Annotated in this window: 16 protein-coding genes; 9 read left to right on the top strand and 7 right to left on the bottom strand. The window is 52.3% G+C overall.

All coding sequences use genetic code 11. From position 1 onward, the window contains the following. The first annotated feature begins 66 nt into the window (after positions 1–66). The 3 genes from ACJHX7_RS12430 to ypfH all read left to right on the top strand — a co-directional run bounded on the left by ACJHX7_RS12430 (position 67) and on the right by ypfH (position 3,732). Positions 67–930 carry a neutral zinc metallopeptidase gene (locus ACJHX7_RS12430; protein ID WP_001267498.1) on the top strand — a complete coding sequence of 288 codons (864 nt, stop codon included), beginning with the start codon at positions 67–69 and terminating at the stop codon, positions 928–930. 14 nt (positions 931–944) lie between these two features. Then, the gene (gene tmcA / locus ACJHX7_RS12425; RefSeq protein ID WP_094029977.1) at positions 945–2,960 is read left to right on the top strand and encodes a tRNA cytosine(34) acetyltransferase TmcA; all 2,016 of its coding nucleotides are present in this window, start codon (positions 945–947) and stop codon (positions 2,958–2,960) included. 73 nt (positions 2,961–3,033) lie between these two features. Next, positions 3,034–3,732 carry an esterase gene (ypfH, locus tag ACJHX7_RS12420; RefSeq protein ID WP_000679827.1) on the top strand — a complete coding sequence of 233 codons (699 nt, stop codon included), beginning with the start codon at positions 3,034–3,036 and terminating at the stop codon, positions 3,730–3,732. 80 nt (positions 3,733–3,812) lie between these two features. Here the strand turns inward: ypfH and ACJHX7_RS12415 are convergent, their stop codons facing one another. The 3 genes from ACJHX7_RS12415 to ACJHX7_RS12405 are packed head-to-tail and all read right to left on the bottom strand — an operon-like array spanning position 3,813 to position 5,528. Then, positions 3,813–4,013 carry a YpfN family protein gene (locus tag ACJHX7_RS12415; RefSeq protein ID WP_000383836.1) on the bottom strand — a complete coding sequence of 67 codons (201 nt, stop codon included), beginning with the start codon at positions 4,011–4,013 and terminating at the stop codon, positions 3,813–3,815. 27 nt (positions 4,014–4,040) lie between these two features. Further along, a complete protein-coding gene (dapE, locus tag ACJHX7_RS12410; RefSeq protein WP_001277801.1) occupies positions 4,041–5,168 on the bottom strand; it encodes a succinyl-diaminopimelate desuccinylase in 1,128 nt (375 codons plus the stop codon). A gap of 3 nt (positions 5,169–5,171) precedes the next feature. Continuing rightward, positions 5,172–5,528 (bottom strand): ArsC family reductase, encoded by a 357-nt coding sequence (locus ACJHX7_RS12405; RefSeq protein ID WP_000258253.1) that lies wholly within the window; start codon positions 5,526–5,528, stop codon positions 5,172–5,174. Between the two features lie 380 nt (positions 5,529–5,908). Here ACJHX7_RS12405 and ypfM point away from each other — a divergent pair, with 380 nt between their 5' ends. Then, entirely contained in the window at positions 5,909–5,968 is a 60-nt protein-coding gene (ypfM, locus tag ACJHX7_RS12400) for a protein YpfM (protein WP_001386977.1), read from the top strand. Between the two features lie 98 nt (positions 5,969–6,066). Here the strand turns inward: ypfM and acrD are convergent, their stop codons facing one another. After that, positions 6,067–9,180, bottom strand: coding sequence for a multidrug efflux RND transporter permease AcrD (gene acrD / locus ACJHX7_RS12395; RefSeq protein ID WP_094029978.1), 3,114 nt, complete (start codon positions 9,178–9,180; stop codon positions 6,067–6,069). Positions 9,181–9,343: 163 nt separating this feature from the next. Then, positions 9,344–11,044, bottom strand: a complete 1,701-nt coding sequence (gene narQ, locus ACJHX7_RS12390) for a nitrate/nitrite two-component system sensor histidine kinase NarQ (RefSeq protein ID WP_094029979.1) — start codon at positions 11,042–11,044, stop codon at positions 9,344–9,346. Between the two features lie 205 nt (positions 11,045–11,249). Between narQ and aegA the strand changes: the two genes are divergently transcribed. The 3 genes from aegA to ACJHX7_RS12375 all read left to right on the top strand — a co-directional run bounded on the left by aegA (position 11,250) and on the right by ACJHX7_RS12375 (position 15,041). Beyond that, positions 11,250–13,229, top strand: coding sequence for a formate-dependent uric acid utilization protein AegA (gene aegA / locus ACJHX7_RS12385; RefSeq protein WP_063815031.1), 1,980 nt, complete (start codon positions 11,250–11,252; stop codon positions 13,227–13,229). Between the two features lie 67 nt (positions 13,230–13,296). Next, positions 13,297–13,872: a GDP-mannose pyrophosphatase NudK gene (nudK, locus tag ACJHX7_RS12380; RefSeq protein ID WP_001330582.1), complete on the top strand. Its 576-nt coding sequence runs from the start codon at positions 13,297–13,299 to the stop codon at positions 13,870–13,872. 125 nt (positions 13,873–13,997) lie between these two features. Beyond that, the gene (locus tag ACJHX7_RS12375; RefSeq protein WP_094029980.1) at positions 13,998–15,041 is read left to right on the top strand and encodes a DUF1176 domain-containing protein; all 1,044 of its coding nucleotides are present in this window, start codon (positions 13,998–14,000) and stop codon (positions 15,039–15,041) included. A gap of 102 nt (positions 15,042–15,143) precedes the next feature. Here ACJHX7_RS12375 and tkt read toward each other — a convergent pair whose 3' ends face one another. Next, a complete protein-coding gene (gene tkt, locus ACJHX7_RS12370) occupies positions 15,144–17,147 on the bottom strand; it encodes a transketolase (protein WP_062891354.1) in 2,004 nt (667 codons plus the stop codon). A gap of 19 nt (positions 17,148–17,166) precedes the next feature. Then, positions 17,167–18,117 carry a transaldolase gene (gene tal / locus ACJHX7_RS12365; protein ID WP_001003709.1) on the bottom strand — a complete coding sequence of 317 codons (951 nt, stop codon included), beginning with the start codon at positions 18,115–18,117 and terminating at the stop codon, positions 17,167–17,169. A 288-nt stretch (positions 18,118–18,405) separates the two neighbouring features. Between tal and maeB the strand changes: the two genes are divergently transcribed. Next, entirely contained in the window at positions 18,406–20,685 is a 2,280-nt protein-coding gene (gene maeB, locus ACJHX7_RS12360) for an NADP-dependent oxaloacetate-decarboxylating malate dehydrogenase (protein ID WP_000342643.1), read from the top strand. Between the two features lie 292 nt (positions 20,686–20,977). Continuing rightward, positions 20,978–21,313, top strand: coding sequence for an ethanolamine utilization microcompartment protein EutS (eutS, locus tag ACJHX7_RS12355; RefSeq protein WP_000356956.1), 336 nt, complete (start codon positions 20,978–20,980; stop codon positions 21,311–21,313). Positions 21,314–21,321 lie beyond the last annotated feature (8 nt).

Raw genomic sequence — 21,321 nt, 5'->3', positions numbered from 1 at the left:
CCTGTGGTAATCTTCCTCTGAACCACCTACGATCATTTCTATAATGAATATATTGTTGAGGTATCTATGCGTTGGCAAGGGCGACGTGAAAGTGACAATGTTGAAGACAGGCGCAATAGCTCCGGCGGTCCGTCAATGGGCGGTCCAGGTTTTCGCCTGCCAAGCGGTAAAGGCGGGCTGATTTTACTGATAGTCGTGCTGGTTGCAGGCTACTATGGCGTTGATTTAACCGGGTTGATGACCGGACAGCCGGTTTCCCAACAGCAATCAACACGGTCAATTAGTCCTAATGAAGACGAAGCCGCAAAATTCACTTCGGTGATTTTGGCAACCACGGAAGACACCTGGGGACAGCAATTCGAGAAGATGGGTAAAACCTATCAGCAACCGAAGCTGGTCATGTACCGTGGAATGACGCGCACCGGCTGCGGGGCGGGCCAATCCATTATGGGACCGTTCTATTGCCCGGCGGATGGCACGGTTTATATCGATCTCTCCTTCTATGATGACATGAAAGACAAACTTGGCGCGGATGGCGATTTTGCCCAGGGGTACGTTATCGCCCATGAAGTCGGTCATCATGTGCAGAAACTGTTAGGCATCGAGCCGAAAGTTCGTCAACTGCAACAAAACGCGACGCAGGCGGAAGTGAACCGCTTATCTGTGCGTATGGAACTCCAGGCCGACTGTTTTGCCGGTGTCTGGGGGCATAGTATGCAGCAGCAAGGTGTTCTGGAAACCGGCGATCTGGAAGAGGCGCTGAACGCGGCGCAGGCCATCGGCGATGACCGTTTACAACAGCAAAGTCAGGGGCGAGTAGTACCAGACAGTTTCACACATGGCACTTCTCAGCAACGCTACAGCTGGTTTAAACGTGGTTTCGACAGCGGCGATCCGGCACAATGCAATACTTTTGGTAAAAGCATTTAATTTCCGGGGCAGGGATGGCTGAACTGACTGCGCTTTACACATTAACAGCGCAAATGAAACGTGAAGGGATCCGCCGCTTGCTGGTGTTGAGCGGGGAAGAGGGTTGGTGTTTTGATCATGCGCTTAAGTTGCGTGATGCCTTACCTGGCGACTGGCTGTGGATTTCGCCGCAGCCAGATGCTGAAAACCACTGTTCTCCCTCGGCACTACAAACTTTACTTGGGCGCGAGTTCCGGCATGCGGTATTCGACGCCCGCCACGGCTTTGATGCCGCTGCCTTTGCGGCACTTAGCGGAACGTTGAAAGCGGGAAGCTGGCTGGTTTTGTTACTCCCTGTATGGGAAGAGTGGGAAAACCAACCTGATGCCGACTCGCTGCGATGGAGTGATTGCCCTGACCCTATTGCGACGCCGCATTTTGTCCAGCATCTCAAACGCGTACTTACGGCGAATAACGACGCTATCCTCTGGCGGCAGAACCAGCCGTTCACGTTGGCGCATTTTACTCCCCGTACTGACTGGCACCCCGCGACCGGCGCACCACAGCCAGAACAACAGCAACTCTTACAGCAGCTACTGACCATGCCATTGGGCGTGGCGGTGGTAACGGCTGCGCGTGGGCGCGGTAAATCGGCGCTGGCAGGGCAACTCATTTCTCGTATTGCGGGCAGTGCGATTGTCACCGCGCCCGCAAAAGCGGCAACGTATGTACTGGCACAATTTGCGGGCGAGAAGTTTCGCTTTATTGCGCCGGATGCCTTGTTAGCCAGCGATGAGCAAGCCGACTGGCTGGTGGTCGATGAAGCCGCAGCCATACCTGCGCCGTTGTTGCATCAACTGGTATCGCGTTTTCCTCGAACGTTGTTAACCACTACGGTGCAGGGCTACGAAGGCACGGGACGTGGTTTTTTGCTGAAATTTTGCGCTCGCTTTCCGCATTTACACCGTTTTGAACTGCAACAGCCGATCCGCTGGGCACAGGGATGCCCGCTGGAAAAAATGGTTAGTGAGGCACTGGTTTTTGACGATGAAAACTTCACCCACACACCACAAGGCAATATCGTCATTTCCGCATTTGAACAGACGTTATGGCGAAGCGAGCCACAAACGCCGTTAAAGGTTTATCAATTATTGTCTGGTGCGCACTACCGGACTTCGCCGCTGGATTTACGCCGCATGATGGATGCACCAGGGCAACATTTTTTACAGGCGGCTGGCGAAAACGCGATTGCCGGGGCGCTGTGGCTGGTGGATGAGGGCGGATTATCTCAAGAACTCAGTCAGGCGGTATGGGCAGGTTTTCGTCGCCCGCGGGGTAATCTGGTGGCCCAGTCGCTGGCGGCGCACGGCAGCAATCCACTGGCGGCGACATTGCGCGGAAGGCGGGTTAGCCGGATAGCAGTTCATCCGGCTCGTCAGCGGGAAGGCACAGGTCAGCAACTGATTGCTGGTGCTTTGCAATATACGCATGACCTCGACTATCTTTCGGTGAGTTTTGGTTACACCGGGGAATTATGGCGTTTCTGGCAACGCTGCGGTTTTGTGCTGGTGCGAATGGGTAATCATCGTGAAGCCAGCAGCGGTTGCTATACGGCGATGGCGCTGTTACCGATGAGTGATGCGGGTAAACAGCTGGCTGAACGTGAGCATTACCGTTTACGTCGCGATGCGCAAGCTCTCGCAAAGTGGAATGGCGAAACGCTCCCTGTTGATCCACTAAACGATATCGTGCTTTCTGCCGACGACTGGCTTGAACTGGCCGGTTTTGCTTTCGCTCATCGTCCGCTATTAACGTCGTTAGGTTGCTTAATGCGTCTGTTACAAACCAGCGAAATGGCATTACCGGCGCTGCGTGGGCGTTTACAGAAAAACGCCAGCGACGCGCAGTTATGTACCACACTTAAACTTTCAGGCCGTAAGCTGTTACTGGTCCGTCAGCGGGAAGAGGCCGCGCAGGCGCTATACGCACTTGATGATGTTCGCACTGAGCGTTTGCGCGATCGCATAACGCAATGGCAATTTTTTCACTGACTCCTTCAATTTTCTCCCATGGTCATTGTGAGTCAGCGGCGTAAAATTAATGACATCAGTTAAGGAGTTCGCCATGAAACATGACCATTTTGTTGTTCAAAGCCCGGATAAACCTGCGCAACAGTTGTTACTGCTTTTCCACGGTGTCGGGGATAACCCGGTGGCAATGGGGGAAATAGGTAGCTGGTTTGCGCCGCTATTTCCTGATGCGCTGGTGGTGAGTGTCGGAGGCGCGGAGCCGAGCGGTAATCCGGCGGGGCGTCAGTGGTTTTCGGTGCAGGGTATTACGGAAGATAATCGCCAGGCGCGTGTGGATGCCATCATGCCGACGTTTATTGAGACGGTGCGCTACTGGCAGAAACAGAGCGGAGTAGGGGCTACCGCCACGGCGTTAATCGGTTTCTCTCAAGGCGCGATTATGGCGCTGGAGAGCATTAAAGCCGAACCGGGCCTTGCCTCACGCGTCATTGCCTTTAACGGACGCTATGCGAGCCTGCCGGAAACTGCGTCTACAGCCACGACAATTCACCTGATTCATGGCGGTGAAGATCCGGTTATCGATCTGGCGCATGCGGTTGCGGCGCAGGAAGCGTTAATCAGTGCCGGTGGTGACGTGACGCTGGATATCGTGGAGGATTTAGGCCATGCGATCGACAATCGCAGTATGCAATTTGCTCTGGATCACTTGCGTTATACCATTCCGAAACATTATTTCGACGAAGCGCTAAGCGGCGGTAAGCCTGGCGATGATGATGTGATTGAAATGATGTAATAATAGCCGGGTAGGTCTGATAAGACTGTATCAGGCATCATGGCCGGATGCGGCGTTAACGCCTTATCCGGCCACTTAGCTTACTTCTTCGGTTGATCCTTTTTCGGCCAGTCGTCGTCATCGTCCCACTTATCGTTGAAATCACGATGCGGGGGAAGCTCCGGCTTGTTGGCGAGAAATTTCTTATGGTCGACGCGCTTGAGATCTTTAATCACGTTCAGCAGGACGCCTACCAAAAAGACAATCACCAGAATCCACCAATATTTAGCCAGCCAGTCCATGCTTATTTCCTCTTGCAGAACCACTCATCAGGCGACGAGCTGTTCCATGATACGTTGATACATACGGGCAAGTAGCTGCAGGTCGGCAGCGTTCACACATTCATTAATTTTATGAATAGTGGCATTGACCGGCCCGAGTTCCACCACCTGCGCCCCCATGCGGGCAATAAAGCGCCCGTCGGACGTTCCGCCTGTGGTCAGTAGCTGCGGTTTAATTTCATTATAGTGCTCAACCGCGTTAACGACCGCATCCACCAGTTTACCGCGCGCGGTCAAAAATGGCTGCCCGGAAAGCCACCAATCCACCGTATAGCGCAGTTGATGTTTTTCAAGCAGGGCAAGTACCTGCGCTTTGATCATCTCATCCGTCAGTTCGGTGCTGAAGCGGAAGTTAAACTGCACAAACAGTTCACCCGGAATAACGTTGTTACTGCCCGTTCCCGCCTGAATATTGGCAATCTGCATACTGGTCGCCGGGAAGAATTCATTGCCCTGATCCCACTCAATAGCCACTAATTCATTAAGGAAAGGTGCTGCGCGATGTACCGGATTGTCAGCCAGATGTGGGTAGGCAACATGCCCCTGCACGCCATGAATGGTGAGGTTGCAGGTTAACGATCCGCGACGACCATTTTTCACCACATCACCAACCACTTCGATACTCGACGGTTCGCCAACCAGACAGTAATCGAGACGCTCATTACGCGCCATTAACGCTTCGACGACTTTTACCGTACCGTTGTGGGCACTAGCTTCTTCATCAGAGGTGATCAGAAATGCCAGTCGCCCCGTATGGTTGGGATGTTGTGCGACAAAGCGTTCTGCCGCTACCACCATCGCCGCCAGCGAGCCTTTCATATCTGCCGCACCGCGCCCGAATAACATGCCGTCACGAATGGTTGGTTCAAACGGCGGATTGATCCAACGGTCGGCGTCGCCAGGCGGCACCACGTCGGTATGCCCGGCAAAGGCTAACGTTTCACCCTGCCCACGCCATGCCCAAAAATTCTGCGTATCGGCAAAGTCCATGCGTTCAACGGTAAAACCGATCGCCTGCAAACGTTCAATCAACAAAGCCTGGCATCCTGCGTCATCAGGACTCAGGGAAGGGCGGCGAATAAGCTGTTGTGTCAGCTCAATAACCGGGCACGACATAGACTACACCTCATGGAAAAATTGCTGATAACTGGATTCACTGAAACCCAGCAGCATAGGCTTACCAGGCGCGCAGAGCAATGGACGTTTGATAATTGCAGGCATTTCAGTCATTAATGTCGCCGCAGAGGCCGCATCGGTGATTTTATTGCGGGTGGTTTCGTCCAGTTTACGCCAGGTTGTACCACGGGTGTTGAGTAACGCTTCCCAGCCTAATTCGTTGATAAAACCGTTCAATAATTCGCTGTCCAATCCATCGACGCGGTAATCATGAAAGCGATAGTCGATGTTATTGGCTTCCAGCCAACGGCGAGCCTTTTTAATGGTGTCACAATTTTTGATGCCGTAAAGTGTAACCATAATGAATCCTTTTTCGATTTATGAGAATAAATACTCATTTAAGGGTGAAAACATTTTGCCTGCAAATGATCATTAGGAAATATAACATTATCGAAGTATTCAAATTAACAACTATTAAATAACATTAAACATTTTTAACGTAAACATTAAGAATATTCATCTTGTTATCTGTCTGTATTTTAACCAGAATTAAATCAGTATTAGATGCCGTATGAATATCTCGAAATGTTGCTGTGTATCACATACAAATTATCACCGCAGGACCATAGTATTTACATAAGGTTTGTCCCCCGGAGGTAGTCATCGCAGCAATCGAGTAAATTAGCTTCACCACGGTATATTGTTTCCGTAGAATACCCATAATTATAAGAGAGGTTGTTATGATTGAACGTGAACTGGGGAACTGGAAAGACTTTATCGAAGTTATGCTTCGTAAGTAATTCCTGAGACAAAGTACAAACAGCAAGAACCCGCTGAGCAGGTTCTTAATCGGAAAATTGAAAAAGGCGACACATTAGCATGTCGCCTTTTTTATTGCTTATTCCGGGCGCGGCTTCAGCGGGAAGCGGCGGCGCACCAGCACAAAGAACAGCGGCACGAAGTAAATAGCCAGAATAGTGGCCGAAATCATCCCGCCCATTACGCCAGTACCCACCGCATGCTGACCACCGGAACCGGCACCCGTGCTGGTTGCCATTGGCAATACGCCGAAGATAAATGCCAGCGAAGTCATCAGAATCGGGCGTAAACGCTGACGGCAGGCGTGGAGCGTCGCTTCAAACAGGTCGTGGCCTTTTTGGTTCATCTCGTTAGCAAACTCGACGATCAGGATGGCGTTTTTCGCCGATAAACCAATGACCGTTAACAGGCCCACCTGGAAGTAAACGTCGTTTTCCAGCCCGCGCATCCAGGTTGCCAGCAGCGCGCCGATAACCCCCAGCGGCACGACCAGCATTACCGAGAACGGCACCGACCAGCTTTCATACAACGCCGCAAGACACAGGAATACCACCAGCAAGGAAATGGCGTACAGCGCCGGAGCCTGCGCGCCGGAAAGCCGCTCCTGATACGACATCGCCGTCCACTCCAGACCAAAGCCGTTTGGCAACTGCTTCACTAACGATTCCATAATATCCATCGCCGTACCGGTACTGACTCCTGGTGCGGCTTCCCCAACAATCTCAACCGCAGAATATCCGTTATAGCGTTCCAGACGCGGCGAGCCTGTCTCCCAGCGTGAGGTCGCGAAAGCAGAGAAGGGCACCATGCCGCCATCTTTATTTCGGACATACCAGAGATTGATGTCATCTGGCAGCATGCGATACGGCGCAGCTGCCTGCACATAGACTTTCTTCACGCGACCGCGATCCATAAAGTCATTCACATAGCTCGAACCCCAGGCGGTTTGCAGTGTGTCGTTAATATCGTCGATAGCAACGCCCAGCGCCTGAGCTTTACGCTGGTCGATATCAATCTGCAACTGCGGACTGTCGTCGAGGCCGTTATGGCGCACACGGGTTAGCTCCGGGTTTTCCGCCGCCAGCGCCAGCAACTGGTTACGTGCTGCCATCAGCGCATCGTGACCCGCTCCAGCGTGGTCCTGCAACTCCATATCAAAACCCGCAGAACTGCCAAGACCGCTAATTGCTGGCGGGCTGCTGGCGATAACGCGAGCTTCTTTAATCTTGTTAAACGCCTTCGTTGCACGTTCGATAATGGCAAACGAGGTGCCGGTCTTACTGTCGCGTTCGCTCCAGTCTTTCAGGCGGATAAACATTCGCGCCACGTTTTGCCCGTTACCCCCAGGGCCAGAACCCACGGTGGCAAACACCGACATGATGTTGTCTTTTTCATGGGTGAAGTAATATTTCTCGATTTGCTCAACGACTTTCAGGGTCTGTTGCTGGGTTGAACCGCTGGGCAACTGTACCGAGGTAGTAAACATGCCCCGGTCTTCCAGTGGCAAGAACGACGTCGGCAAACGCAGGAACAGGAACACCATGCCGCCAAGCAGCAGGACATAAATCACAATCCAGCGCAGGCTACGGTGGAGAATTTTCGCCACCCCTTTTTCGTAGCGTTCGGCGTTGCGGTTAAACATCTGGTTAAACCAGGCAAAAAAGCCTTTTTGCCCGTGATGCTCACCTTTTTTCAGTGGCTTAAGTAGCGTGGCACACAGAGCCGGAGTGAGGATCATCGCTACCAGTACTGACAGCACCATCGCTGCAACAATGGTAATAGAGAACTGGCGATAGATGGCACCGGTGGTGCCGCCGAAGAAGGCCATTGGTACAAATACCGCCGAAAGCACCATCGCAATCCCGACCAGTGCCCCCTGGATCTGCCCCATCGATTTACGTGTGGCTTCGCGAGGAGTGAGTCCTTCCTCACTCATAATACGTTCGACGTTTTCCACCACCACGATGGCATCATCCACCAGCAGACCGATCGCCAGCACCATCGCGAACATGGTTAAGGTGTTGACACTGTAACCGAAGGCGTAAAGCACGGAGAAGGTTCCCATCAACACCACCGGCACGGCGATAGTGGGTATCAGCGTGGCGCGGAAGTTTTGCAGGAACAGATACATAACGAGGAAAACCAGGGCGATAGCTTCCAGAAGCGTTTTCACCACGTCTTCAATGGAGGCTTTAACAAACGAGGTGGTTTCATACGCCACCTTGTATTCCAGTCCGTGTGGAAAATACTGCGCCAGCTCGTCGAGACGATTGAGCACCAGCTCCGCTGTCGCCATTTCGTTCGCGCCGGAGGCCAGTTTTACCCCCAGCCCGGAGGCTGGCTTACCATTGAAGCGGCTAAGATAATCGTATTTTTCCGCCCCCATTTCGATGGTGGCGACATCGCCCAGCCTTACCTCTGAGCCGTCCTGATTCACCCGCAAGGTGATATCGCGGAACTGTTCTGGTGTTTGCAGCAGTGACTGGGCGTTAATGGTGGCGTTGAGCGCCTGCTTATCGACGGAAGGCGTACCACCAAGTTGCCCAACCGCAATCTGCGCGTTCTGTGACTCAATGGCATCAGTGACATCTTTAGCCGTCATCTGGAAACTGTTGAGTTTCGCCGGGTCCAGCCAGATACGCATGGAATATTGCGAACCATAGGCATCGATATCCCCGACGCCATTCACGCGGCTTAACGGATCCTGAATATTACTGGCAACGTAATCGGCAATATCTTGTTTATCCATCGAACCATCGGTAGAGACGAAGGCAATGGTCAGAATGTTGGTATCGCCGGTTTTACGCACCGTCACGCCCTGATTTTGCACCGCCTGCGGTAACTTTCGCATGGCTGATTGCAGCTGGTTTTGTACTTGCTGCACGGCTTCGTCCGGATCGGTGCCTGCTTTAAAACTTAAAGTGACAGATGCCTGGCCGGTGCCACTGCTCTGAGACGACATATACATGAGATTATCGAGGCCGGTCATATTTTGCTCGATAACCTGGGTCACGGTGTTTTCCAGCGTCTGGGCCGATGCGCCGGGATAGTTAGCGGTCACTCGCACATTCGGTGGCGCGAGATCGGGGTATTGTTCAACGGGCAATGAAAAAATCGCCAGGGTACCTGTCAGACACAACAGGATTGCCAGCACCCAGGCAAAAATGGGGCGATCAATAAAGAAATTCGCCATTAAAAGAGGACCTCGTGTTTCTGCGTATCGTTGTAGGCATGACTTGCTTCACTGTAGCGGCAAGGTACGAGCCAATCGTGGAGAAAAAAAGGAGTTAATGTAAATTATCATGCCCTTTTATACTGAACCTTAAGTGCCACTATTCTTTGGTCAATAAGAGGCATTACATCAGCTGACTTTCCTCACCCTCCGCAGAGCGAAAGCTAATACTCACTAACGTGCCGCCGCCGGAAGGTTGCGAAAAAGTCAGCGTCCCACTCAATCTTTCCGCGCGTTCGCGCATGATATTCAGACCATAATGGCCTTCGGGTTCTTTCGGTTCACCGATACCAATCCCGTTGTCGCGAATATAGACTGTGTGATTGCCATCCGGCGCGGTGACGCAGCTAACGGCGATTTCGCTGGCGTTGGCGTGCTTCATCGCATTCAGCACCGCTTCGCGAATAATTTGCAACAAATGCACCTGCATTTGCGCATCCAGCGCCAGGGTTGGCAGACGGCAGTCGAGGGTCAGTTTGGCGCTGGTTTGATTTTGTAACGTATCCAGCATTTCCCTCAACGCGGAGGGGAGATCCGCCTGCTGTAGCGTCAGGCGGAAAGTAGTCAACAGCTCGCGTAACTGCCGATAAGCATCATTCAACGCCTGGGAAAAATCGGCCATGATACTTTGTGCGGTGGCGTTATCTTCCGGTATCGAACGCTTCAGTAACGTCAACTGGATACGTAAGTAAGAAAGTACCTGAGCCAGCGAGTCGTGCAATTCGCGGGCGATGGTCGCACGTTCTTCCATCAACAATAACTGCTGAAAATGCTTCTGCGCCTGATTAAAGTACAAACCGCGTCCCAGCATCGACGAAACGCTGTTAAGCAGCGGTTCTGATGATGAAACGTGACTATTTTGCCAGTGCAGTTCGCCGTAAACCGTCTCTTGCATTGTCACCGGTAAAATCTGCATCGGCAATTCCGGGTTTGGCTGCCCTTCGCTAATCCGCCAGTTGTCACCGACATTTAACTCCAGATATTCAGCCGCTTCATTGTCGCGAACAATCTGCAAAATATGGCGGAAACAATGCACATCAATCTGGCTGGTGTTTAGCGCCTGCGAACACTGATACAACACCTCCAGACGACGCTTGGCCTCGTGGAGATCGCGGGTCTTTTCTTCTACTGACGCCTCCAGCGAACGGTACAATTTATGCAGCTCGCTCGACATCTGGTTAAAGGTTTTTGCAAGCAGGCCAAGCTCATTCGGCAGGCTGGTATCCAGCGGCGGCGAGTCGAACTGCCCGTGTTCAATACGCTGACTGGCGGTAACCAGCTGATTCAGCGGGGCAACCACCTGATGGCGTATGCGGCGCAAAGTAAAAAAGACCAGCGTGAAAATACCGATGCCGCCAGCCAGGGAAATCGCCACCACCAGCAGCATTTTGCGTTCAGCGTAGTGCTGTAAAGCCAGCACGAACAGGTCTATCTGATTAACATAATTATTAATATTGGCCTGATACCACGGCAAATCGCCCTTGCTGAGCCGATTATTCATCTCCAGCCAGTTGGCATTCAGATGCGCATAGCGGGTTTTTACTGCCTCTGGCACATACCAGACGTTGAGATTGGTTAATACCGGTGAATGCAGTGCCTGCTGAAATAACTGGCGATGTGCATTGAGTTGTGGACTGCCACTTTGCAAATCGTAGCCCAGGCGGTAACTCTGCATACGCAGCGATCCGGCAATATTGATAGCCTCAGCGTCGCGTAAACTGCTCGCCAGCGTTAGCAGAGCGATACCCGTGGAAAGAATCGACAGCAGCACAATGTAAAAAAAGGCCCGGGCCAGACTGGCCGAGACGGGTCGTTTAACAATCACACGCGTCTTCTCCACAAAAAATCATTAATGTTCCAGTTCGCTGAAACGCAATTTAGTCAGTGATGGGATTATTTGATCTGCCACAGTTTATAGCGAAATAGTGACTTATTCTGGGCACATGAACATTGCCGATTCCCCTGTAAGTCGGGTAATAACAACACTCATATAAAGAATAAGGTTTTTACAACCAAAAAAGAAGGTCGTTATGAATCGTTTTATTATGGCCAACAGTCAGCAATGTCTGGGTTGTCATGCTTGTGAAATCGCCTGTGTCATGGCTCACAATGACGAGCAACATGTCCTGAGCCAACGCCATTTTCATCCCCGAATTACGGTTATCAAACATCAGCAGCAACGTAGTGCAGTGACCTGTCACCATTGTGAAGATGCGCCCTGCGCCCGTAGCTGCCCTAATGGCGCAATCAGCCACGTTGATGACAGCATTCAGGTCAATCAGCAAAAGTGTATTGGCTGTAAATCCTGCGTGGTGGCCTGTCCATTTGGTACGATGCAAATCGTCCTGACACCCGTTGCGGCTGGCAAAGTTAAAGCCACGGCGCATAAATGCGACCTTTGTGCAGGGCGCGAAAACGGTCCTGCCTGTGTCGAGAATTGCCCGGCAGACGCGCTGCAACTGGTCACTGATGCCGCACTCTCCGGCATAGCGAAATCCCGCCGCTTGCGCACAGCACGTCAGGAACATCAACCGTGGCATGCCAGTACCGCGGCACAAGAAATGCCGGTAATGAGTAAAGTCGAGCAAATGCAGGCAACGCCCGCGCGTGGCGAGCCGGACAAACTGGCGATTGAAGCGCGCAAAACCGGTTTTGATGAAATTTATCTGCCATTCCGTGCCGATCAGGCACAACGGGAAGCCTCGCGCTGCCTTAAGTGCGGCGAGCACAGCGTTTGTGAATGGACCTGCCCGCTGCATAACCATATACCGCAGTGGATTGAACTGGTGAAAGCCGGAAACATCGACGCCGCCGTCGAGCTTTCTCACCAGACCAACACCCTGCCGGAAATTACCGGACGCGTTTGCCCGCAAGACCGTTTGTGTGAAGGTGCCTGTACTATTCGCGATGAGCACGGCGCAGTAACTATCGGCAACATTGAACGCTACATTTCAGATCAGGCGTTGGCGAAAGGTTGGCGTCCTGACTTAAGTCATGTCACCAAAGTGGACAAGCGGGTGGCGATTATCGGTGCAGGTCCGGCAGGGCTGGCCTGTGCGGATGTTCTGACCCGCAATGGCGTAGAGGTGACGGTGTACGATCGCCATCCAGAAATCGGTGGCTTGCTCACTTTCGGCATTCCTTCTTTCAAACTGGATAAATCCCTGCTGGCACGCCGTCGGGAAATCTTCAGCGCGATGGGGATTCACTTCGAACTCAATTGTGAAGTGGGTAAAGATGTCTCTTTGGATTCGCTTTTGGAACAATACGACGCGGTCTTCGTTGGCGTAGGCACTTACCGTTCCATGAAAGCGGGTTTACCCAATGAAGATGCGCCGGGCGTTTATGACGCCCTGCCGTTCCTCATCGCCAACACTAAACAGGTGATGGGACTCGAAGAGCTACCGGAAGAGCCGTTTATCAATACCGCCGGACTCAACGTCGTGGTACTGGGCGGCGGCGACACCGCGATGGACTGTGTGCGTACCGCACTGCGCCACGGCGCGAGTAACGTCACCTGCGCTTATCGTCGTGATGAAGCTAACATGCCAGGCTCGAAGAAAGAGGTGAAGAACGCCCGCGAAGAGGGGGCCAACTTCGAATTTAACGTCCAGCCGGTGGCGCTTGAGCTGAATGAGCAAGGTCACGTTTGCGGAATTCGTTTCCTGCGTACGAGTCTTGGCGAGCCGGATGCCCAGGGGCGTCGGCGTCCAGTGCCGGTGGAAGGCAGTGAATTTGTCATGCCAGCCGACGCGGTGATTATGGCGTTTGGCTTCAATCCACACGGGATGCCGTGGCTGGAGTCGCACGGTGTAACGGTAGACAAATGGGGCCGCATCATCGCGGATGTGGAAAGCCAGTACCGTTACCAGACCACCAATCCGAAAATCTTCGCCGGTGGTGACGCCGTGCGTGGTGCGGATCTGGTGGTTACCGCAATGGCAGAAGGACGTCATGCGGCACAGGGGATTATTGACTGGCTGGGGGTAAAATCAGTCAAATCTCACTGATAGCCTGCGCAGACAAACCCGACTTCACAGCGTAAGATAATTGTTCATTTCGCGCTGTGGAGTCGGTATGACGCAACAAATCACCCTCATTAAAGACAAAATTCTCTCCGATAACTATTTCACCCTGCACAACATTACTTACGATCTCACGCGCAAAGATGGCGAAGTTATCCGTCATAAACGTGAAGTTTACGATCGCGGTAATGGTGCGACGATCCTCCTGTACAACGCGAAGAAAAAGACCGTGGTTCTGATTCGTCAGTTCCGTGTCGCTACCTGGGTTAATGGCAATGAAAGCGGGCAGCTGATTGAAACCTGCGCCGGGCTGCTGGATAACGACGAACCGGAAGTGTGCATTCGCAAAGAAGCAATTGAAGAGACGGGCTATGAAGTGGGCGAAGTGCGCAAATTATTTGAACTGTATATGTCGCCTGGCGGTGTGACTGAGCTAATCCACTTTTTTATCGCCGAATACAGTGACAGCCAGCGCGCTAACGCCGGTGGTGGTGTCGAAGATGAAGATATTGAAGTGCTTGAGCTGCCGTTCAGCCAGGCGCTGGAGATGATCAAAACCGGCGAGATACGTGACGGTAAGACGGTGTTATTGCTTAACTATTTGCAAACGTCACATTTAATGGACTGAAAAATAACAATAATATTTCGTTGTTTATTATTGGCTCAATCCGACAAATCCGATTGAGCCGCGCTACCTGCGCAACGAAGATACGACTTGTGCTGTTTGTTTGAACTTCTGGGGTCGTACCGTCCATGCGCTATCGCATTTTCCTTCTCTTTTTTTTCGCTTTGTTGCCGACGTCTTTGGTGTGGGCGGCACCAGCGCAACGGGCGTTTTCCGACTGGCAGGTCACCTGTAATAACCAAAACTTCTGCGTGGCACGTAATACGGGCGATCATAATGGACTGGTGATGACCCTGAGCCGCAGCGCCGGGGCGCATACCGATGCCGTTTTACGTATTGAGCGCGGCGGGTTGAAGTCGCCGGATGCGTCTGAAGGGGAGATAGCGCCACGGCTGCTGTTAGATGGTGAGCCGTTGGCGTTAAGTGGTGACAGGTGGCGGATTTCACCATGGTTACTAGTAACCGATGATACGGCAACTATCACCGCGTTTTTGCAGCTGATTCAGGAAGGGAAGGCAATCACCTTACGCGATGGCAATCAGACCATTTCTCTGAATGGCTTAAAAGCGGCGTTGTTGTTTATTGATGCTCAGCAAAAGCGCGTTGGCAGTGAAACCGCGTGGATAAAGAAAGGGGACGAACCGCCGCTCAGCGTACCGCCTGCGCCTGCGCTGAAAGAGGTCGCGGTGGTTAACCCAACGCCGACGCCACTCTCACTCGAAGAACGCAACGATTTGCTGGATTATGGAAACTGGCGGATGAATGGTCTGCGCTGCTCGCTTGATCCGTTACGTCGTGAGGTGAATGTCACTGCGCTGACCGATGATAAAGCACTGATGATGATTAGCTGTGAGGCAGGGGCCTATAACACCATTGATTTGGCATGGATTGTGTCGCGTAAAAAGCCGCTAGCCTCGCGCCCGGTTCGGTTGCGTTTGCCGTTCAACAACGGTCAGGAGACGAATGAACTGGAACTGATGAACGCAACATTTGATGAGAAATCGCGTGAACTGGTGACCTTAGCGAAAGGGCGCGGATTAAGCGATTGTGGCATTCAGGCGCGTTGGCGCTTTGACGGTCAGCGTTTTCGCCTGGTGCGTTACGCCGCAGAACCCACCTGCGATAACTGGCATGGGCCAGACGCCTGGCCCACGTTGTGGATCACCCGTTAAACAAAATCGCAGATGCGGCCCTAAAAAGCGCACAGACTGTCCCCTCGCCCCTCTGGGGAGAGGGTTAGGGTGAGGGGAACATACAGCATCCGGCGATCACCATCAGGCACCTTTCACTCCCAGCACCTTATGCGCTTTTGCCACAATATTCTCGGCGGTAAAGCCAAAGAACGGGAACAGCTTATCCGCCGGAGCAGATTCCCCGTAACCCGTCATCCCGACAATTGCCCCTTTCAGACCAACATACTTGTACCAGTAATCGGCAATACCTGCTTCCACCGCCACGCGAGCCGCAACGTTAGAAGGCAACACCGACTCCCGATATTCCTCATCCTGGGCATCGAAAATATCGGTCGAGGGCAGGGAAACTACGCGTACATTGCGACCTTCTCCCGCTAATTTCTCTGCCGCTTGCAGGGTGATTTCCATCTCTGAACCGGTGGCAATCAAAATAATATCTGGCTTACCGCCGCTGTCTTTCAGTACATAACCGCCACGAGCAATCTCTTTAACCTGATCCGGCGTACGTTCCACCTGGGCCAGATTCTGCCTGGAGAGGATCAGTGCCGTCGGTCCGTTGTGGCGCTCAACCGCCAGCTTCCAGCCCACCGCTGCTTCCACCTGATCGCACGGTCGCCAGGTGCTGAAATTTGGCGTTAAGCGCAGACTGGCCAGTTGCTCAACAGCCTGGTGCGTAGGACCATCTTCGCCCAGGCCAATTGAGTCGTGGGTATAAACCATAATCTGCCGCGCTTTCATCAGTGCCGCCATCCGCGCGGCGTTACGGGTGTATTCAACAAACATCAGGAACGTCGCGGTATACGGCACAAAGCCGCCGTGGTGCGCAATGCCGTTGGCGATAGCGGTCATGCCAAATTCCCGCACCCCGTAGTGAATGTAGTTGCCCGCCGGATCCTCCTTCAGCGACACAGAACCTTTCCAGATGGTCAGGTTGCTGGGAGCCAGATCCGCCGAACCGCCGAGCAGCTCCGGTAGCATAGGCCCGTAAGCGTTAAGCGTATTTTGCGAAGCCTTACGGGTAGCGATTTTCGCCGGATTCGCCTGCAACTCATTGATATATTTCTGAGTCGTTTTCTCCCAGTCCTTCGGTAAACCACCGCTCATCCGACGGGTAAACTCTTCTGCCAGTTGCGGATGAGCCTTTTTATAGGCGGCAAACTTCTCATTCCAGCTCTGCTGCGCTTTTTCGCCTTTTTCGCGGGCATCCCAGGCGTGATAAATCTCTTTAGGGATCTCAAATGGCGGATGGTGCCAGCCCAGTTTTTGCCGTGCCAATGCCACTTCTTCTTCACCCAGCGGTGCGCCGTGCGCCTCTTCCTTACCTGCTTTATTCGGCGAACCAAAGCCAATCACCGTACGGCAGATAATCAGCGACGGCTTATCTTTCACGCTTTGCGCTTCAAGGATCGCTTCCTTCACCGCCTGTGGATCGTGACCGTCGATCTCGTGGATCACATGCCAGTGATAGGCTTCAAAACGTTTTGCTGTATCGTCGGTAAACCAGCCTTCGGTTTCACCGTCGATGGAAATACCGTTGTGATCGTAAAAACCAATCAGCTTGCCCAGTCCCAGCGTGCCCGCCAGCGAACAGACTTCGTGGGAAATACCTTCCATCAGGCAGCCGTCGCCCATAAACACATAGGTGAAGTGATCGACAATTTCATGATCTGGCTGGTTAAACTGCGCCGCCAGCGTACGCTCTGCTATCGCCAGCCCGACGGCGTTCGCCAAACCTTGTCCAAGTGGACCGGTGGTGGTTTCAACACCAGGCGTATAGCCGATTTCCGGGTGGCCTGGGGTTTTCGAATGCAACTGACGAAAGTTCTTCAGCTCTTCCAGCGGCAGGTCGTAACCGGTCAGATGCAGCAAACTGTAGAGCAGCATCGACGCGTGACCGTTGGAAAGAATAAAGCGGTCGCGATCATACCAGGTTGGGTCGGTAGGATTATGTTTAAGAAAATCGTTCCACAGCACTTCGGCAATATCAGCCATGCCCATCGGCGCGCCGGGATGACCAGAATTGGCTTTTTGTACCGCATCCATACTGAGTGCGCGAATCGCATTGGCAAGGTCTTTTCGGGACATATAACACTCCGAGGCTGGTTTATAGTTTGGCGGCAAGAAGATCTTCCAGTTTGCGTTGATCAACGGCGAACAGACGAATGCCTTCAGACAGTTTTTCTACCGCCATCGCATCCTGATTATGCTCCCAACGGAACTCCGCTTCGCTCATGGGAGCTGGGCGTGGGAACGTCTGAGAAGGTGGGATTAATTTACGTACCACTGGCGAAACTTTTTCCTGCAGCTCCTTCAGCAAATTCGGTGCGATAGTCAGTCGATCGCAGCCGGTTAAGGCGAGGATTTGTTCGGTGCGACGGAAGCTCGCGCCCATCACAATGGTTTCATAGTGGTGTTGCTTATAGTAGTCGTAGATATTGCGTACTGATTTAACGCCTGGATCTTCTTCCACCACATACGGGTCCATCGGCTTGCGTGCCTGATACCAGTCATAAATACGCCCGACAAACGGCGAAATCAGAAAAACGCCTGCTTCTGCACAGGCCCGCGCCTGTGCAAAAGAAAACAGCAGCGTCAGGTTGCAGTTAATACCTTCTTTTTCCAGCTCTTCTGCCGCGCGAATTCCTTCCCAGGTTGAAGCCAGCTTGATCAAAATGCGTGATTTCTCAACGCCTTGTTGCTGATACAAGTCCACCAGATGGCGGGCCTTTTCAATACTCTTTTCTTTATCAAAAGAGAGGCGTGCATCAACTTCTGTTGACACGCGACCGGGTACGATTTTGAGAATTTCAGCACCGAAATTGACCGCCAGTTTGTCACACGCTGCGACCACCTGTTGTTCCTGGGTCTTGCCATTTTTTTTACCCCAGGCGATAGCATCGTCTATTAAATGCTCATATTGTGATAATCCGGCAGCCTTGAGTAACAGCGAAGGATTGGTGGTGGCATCCTGGGGATGATAATGGCGAATGGACTCAATATCGCCGCTGTCTGCCACGACAGTGGTGAACTGTTTGATGCCGTCTAACTCGTTCATAGGAAATACTCCTTGAAAAGTAAAGTGTTAGATGAGTGCGTTAATTCACACTTCTGAGAAATTTCGCTAAACGCATCAAAAAAGCATAGCAGACAGGCATGGTATTGCTGGATTAAGCAGGTAACATCAGTGTTATAGGATTATTACCAAAACATTATATTAATGGTGAGAGTTTGGACTTGCTCAAAGTCTGTAGACTCCGGCAGGGTAATAATGTGCGCCACGTTGTGGGCAGGGGCTGTTGCCCACACACTTTATTTGTGAACGTTACGTGAAAGGAACAACCAAATGGATGACCAGTTAAAACAAAGTGCACTTGATTTCCATGAATTTCCAGTTCCAGGGAAAATCCAGGTTTCTCCAACCAAGCCTCTGGCAACGCAGCGCGATCTGGCGCTGGCCTACTCACCAGGCGTTGCCGCACCTTGTCTTGAAATCGAAAAAGACCCGTTAAAAGCCTACAAATATACCGCGCGTGGTAACCTGGTGGCGGTGATCTCTAACGGTACGGCGGTGCTGGGGTTAGGCAACATTGGCGCGCTGGCAGGCAAACCGGTGATGGAAGGCAAGGGCGTTCTGTTTAAGAAATTCGCCGGGATTGATGTATTTGACATTGAAGTTGATGAACTCGACCCGGACAAATTTATTGAAGTCGTCGCCGCGCTTGAACCGACCTTCGGCGGCATCAACCTCGAAGACATTAAAGCGCCAGAATGTTTCTATATTGAACAGAAACTGCGCGAGCGGATGAATATTCCAGTATTCCACGACGATCAGCACGGCACGGCAATTATCAGCACTGCCGCCATCCTCAACGGCTTGCGCGTGGTGGAGAAAAACATCTCCGACGTGCGGATGGTGGTTTCCGGCGCGGGTGCAGCAGCAATTGCCTGTATGAACCTGCTGGTGGCGCTGGGGCTGCAAAAACATAACATCGTGGTTTGTGATTCAAAAGGCGTTATCTATCAGGGCCGTGAGCCAAATATGGCGGAAACCAAAGCCGCATATGCGGTGGTGGATGACGGCAAACGTACCCTCGATGATGTGATTGAAGGTGCGGATATTTTCCTCGGCTGTTCCGGCCCGAAAGTGCTGACCCAGGAAATGGTTAAGAAAATGGCTCGTGCGCCGATGATCCTGGCGCTGGCGAATCCGGAACCAGAAATTCTGCCGCCGCTGGCGAAAGAAGTGCGTCCGGATGCCATCATCTGTACCGGCCGTTCCGACTACCCGAACCAGGTTAATAACGTGCTTTGCTTCCCGTTCATCTTCCGTGGCGCGTTGGACGTTGGTGCAACTGCCATCAACGAGGAAATGAAACTGGCGGCGGTACGCGCGATTGCAGAACTGGCCCATGCGGAACAGAGCGAAGTCGTTGCTTCGGCGTATGGCGATCAAGATCTGAGCTTCGGCCCGGAATACATCATTCCAAAACCGTTTGATCCGCGTTTGATCGTTAAGATCGCTCCTGCGGTCGCTAAAGCCGCGATGGAGTCGGGCGTGGCGACGCGTCCGATTGCTGATTTCGACGTCTACATCGACAAGCTGACGGAGTTCGTTTACAAAACCAACCTGTTTATGAAGCCGATTTTCTCCCAGGCTCGCAAAGCGCCGAAGCGCGTCGTTCTGCCGGAAGGGGAAGAGGCGCGCGTTCTGCATGCCACTCAGGAACTGGTAACGCTGGGGCTGGCGAAACCGATCCTTATCGGTCGTCCGAACGTGATCGAAATGCGCATTCAGAAACTGGGCTTGCAGATCAAGGCGGGCGTTGATTTTGAGATCGTCAATAACGAATCCGATCCGCGCTTTAAAGAGTACTGGACCGAATACTTCCAGATCATGAAGCGTCGCGGTGTCACTCAGGAGCAGGCGCAGCGTGCGCTGATCAGTAACCCGACAGTGATCGGCGCGATCATGGTTCAGCGTGGCGAAGCCGATGCAATGATTTGCGGTACGGTGGGCGATTATCATGAACACTTTAGCGTGGTGAAAAATGTCTTTGGTTATCGCGATGGCGTTCACACCGCAGGTGCAATGAACGCGCTGCTGTTGCCGAGTGGTAACACCTTTATTGCCGATACCTACGTCAATGATGAGCCTGATGCAGAAGAGCTGGCGGAGATCACCTTGATGGCGGCAGAAACTGTTCGTCGTTTTGGTATTGAACCGCGTGTGGCTCTGTTGTCGCACTCCAACTTTGGTTCTTCTGACTGCCCGTCGTCGAGCAAAATGCGTCAGGCGCTGGAACTGGTCAGGGAACGTGCGCCAGAACTGATGATTGATGGTGAAATGCACGGCGATGCAGCGCTGGTGGAAGCGATTCGCAACGACCGTATGCCGGACAGCCCTTTGAAAGGTTCCGCTAATATTCTGGTGATGCCGAACATGGAAGCTGCCCGCATTAGTTACAACTTACTGCGCGTTTCCAGCTCGGAAGGTGTGACTGTCGGTCCGGTGCTGATGGGCGTGGCGAAGCCGGTTCACGTGTTAACGCCGATCGCATCGGTACGTCGTATCGTCAACATGGTGGCGCTGGCCGTGGTTGAAGCGCAAACCCAACCGCTGTAATTCTTTTTTAACTCTCACGCTTACCCTGAATATTCAGGGTAAGCGGTTTAGCTGCAATATATTAGTAAAGTTTATTACTGAGTTTGCGAATAATAAAAAAAGCAGTATATAAAATATCTCGATATTATTTTATTTATATTCATGCGTTGCATATGAAAGTTTATGCACCACAGCAAATATCTCTCCATTCTTAGTGATCTACTTCACCTTTTAAACGCGCTTGCCGAATTTTGTTATTTACTCTGACGAAAAATTGTCACGATACACGAAAGTTTTTCACAGGCGGCGACTCATGGATAAAGAACGCATCATTCAGGAATTTGTGCCCGGTAAACAGGTCACACTGGCGCATCTCATCGCGCATCCCGGCGAGGAACTGGCGAAGAAAATCGGCGTTCCGGATGCGGGCGCAATCGGCATTATGACGCTAACTCCCGGAGAAACGGCGATGATCGCCGGTGATTTAGCGTTGAAAGCCGCCGATGTGCATATCGGTTTTCTCGACCGTTTTAGCGGCGCGCTGGTGATTTATGGCTCGGTGGGCGCAGTAGAAGAAGCGTTATCACAAACCGTCAGTGGTTTAGGACGCTTATTAAATTATACGCTTTGTGAAATGACCAAAAGTTAATACGAGGC

Origin of the sequence: Escherichia sp. WS1451 (assembly GCF_046487365.1) — a bacterium.
GTDB lineage: Bacteria > Pseudomonadota > Gammaproteobacteria > Enterobacterales > Enterobacteriaceae > Escherichia > Escherichia coli.
The sequence above is the reverse complement of the archived record's forward strand: the minus strand, read 5'-3'. Positions and strand labels throughout refer to the sequence as shown.